The organism is Mangrovivirga halotolerans, assembly GCF_026241165.1.
GTDB classification, from domain to species: domain Bacteria; phylum Bacteroidota; class Bacteroidia; order Cytophagales; family Cyclobacteriaceae; genus Mangrovivirga; species Mangrovivirga halotolerans.
Map to the genome: position 1 here is coordinate 1 of NZ_JAPFQN010000025.1, position 1,713 is coordinate 1,713.

Annotated in this window: 2 protein-coding genes; both read left to right on the forward strand. The window is 32.0% G+C overall.

Annotated features, from left to right (window positions below):
- Positions 1-249: 249 nt before the first annotated feature.
- Positions 250-720, forward strand: coding sequence for a hypothetical protein (locus tag OO013_RS20045; protein ID WP_266058913.1), 471 nt, complete (start codon positions 250-252; stop codon positions 718-720).
- 155 nt (positions 721-875) lie between these two features.
- Positions 876-1,535, forward strand: coding sequence for a hypothetical protein (locus OO013_RS20050; protein WP_266058914.1), 660 nt, complete (start codon positions 876-878; stop codon positions 1,533-1,535).
- Positions 1,536-1,713: the final 178 nt, after the last annotated feature.

Consider the following 1,713-nt stretch of genomic DNA (forward strand, 5'->3'; position numbering starts at 1 on the left):
CACTCCATTGACGCTTGTGAACATCAATTCCAATGAATAACTTTAATCCTGTTCCCATGGTGTTTTTCGTTTGGTTTACCCTTATTTTACGGGTTCGGATTATATCATGGGAACTATGAGCCACCGTTTTGATTTTCAGTTGAGGCTATTATCTTTGGATGTCAGCTATGCGTTTTTTAAGTAGCCGTAGGTTTCGGCGGACACATAGCCTTGACGTTGTGCTTAATACAGGGCTATCAATCGAAATTAATGAAATTATTCAATCCAAATTATATAATAGAATTTCGCAACGCAATAGAATCTCATAACCTAAAATCAGGAGAAATAATTCTTCAAATATGTGAGCATGATGGTTATAGAGATAATTATATAAATTTGATAAAGGATTTTTTTACCAAAACCAATATTCATTTAGAAAAGGAAAGTTTCGATATAAATAGAATTAAAAGAAATGAAGCTATTTCCGCAATCAAGTTTGGATTAAGTACAAAACCAAATTATACTAGCATAGATAAAGAGTTCAATGAATCAGATAAAAATAGATATGCAAATGGCTTTATTGACTTCTTTATTAATCCTGATTTTTTCTCTGTAAACGTAAGAATATTTAACAACGATTTAGATTTAAATGATTTTTGGGAAACAGGAGGCGCAATCTTAATTGATGATAATAAAATTGGATTATTTTGGATTAATGATCTTTATGATAAATTTAATTAAAGCACATAAGCACAACATCATGTATGCAGTTATGGCTAGCTGTAGAGTCAACTCAATCGCCGGATTCTCGCTGGATTTCACTGTCCTATCGGACGCGAAATCGGCACGATAATCCGCCACAAACTCATACATCGAACGTTAGGGTGCATTAAAAAATGAAACAACTAATTTCAACCATATTATTGATTATATCATTTGTCAGTAACGGACAGGAGATTCTTTGGGATAGCACATTTATAGTGGATAAACAAAAATTCAATGTCACATCATTCTGGACAAAGTCAGGTAGCTATGCTAAAATAATCAAGACAGGAATAGACACAATCACTGTTAATGATGTTACTGGGAATATTGAGATCTTAAACTTTAATAATGATGGATTCGCTGACATCATCCTCTCCTACTTAGGCAATAATTATACAGCGGATCTTTATCTCTACGACAAAAAAAGTAAATCGTACAGAAAAGTAGAAGGGTTTATGGATGTTTCTGAAGCTAAAAGATTAGACACAAATCCTAATTATTATTATTCGTATAGAAGAGGTGGATGCGCTGATATGAATTGGCTTAGTTACCTATTTTTTATCGATAATTCTAGAGTTTATCAGATAGGTGAAATTTATGGGATTGGTTGTGATTCTGAAGAGTCTGATAGACTTATAAAGGTTTCGAAAATTAGTTCAAATGATGATATAAATACGATTGAGAATATTTCTATTGATAGAATTGATGATTACCCAAACTATAAATGGGGTTTTATTAAAGACTATTGGAATAGAAATTACATGAAATTTAAATACGATAACGCACCCTAACAATCACTATATCGCATTTTTACGCCACGAGGGACATAAAAACTGCGCCATAGTGTAGACGTTGGCAATCAGATAAAAACAATAAAATGCACGAATTTTTAAATATAGAAAAAGACTACAGAAAGTGGATTTCATTTAATAATCTTCTGGGAGACTTTCAAAAATTGTATGACTTATA

Bases quoted from the DNA above. Each gene is read 5' to 3' on its own strand.
- OO013_RS20050 (WP_266058914.1), top strand. From the start codon at position 876: ATGAAACAACTAATTTCAACCATATTATTGATTATATCATTTGTCAGT.
- OO013_RS20045 (WP_266058913.1), top strand. From the start codon at position 250: ATGAAATTATTCAATCCAAATTATATAATAGAATTTCGCAACGCAATA.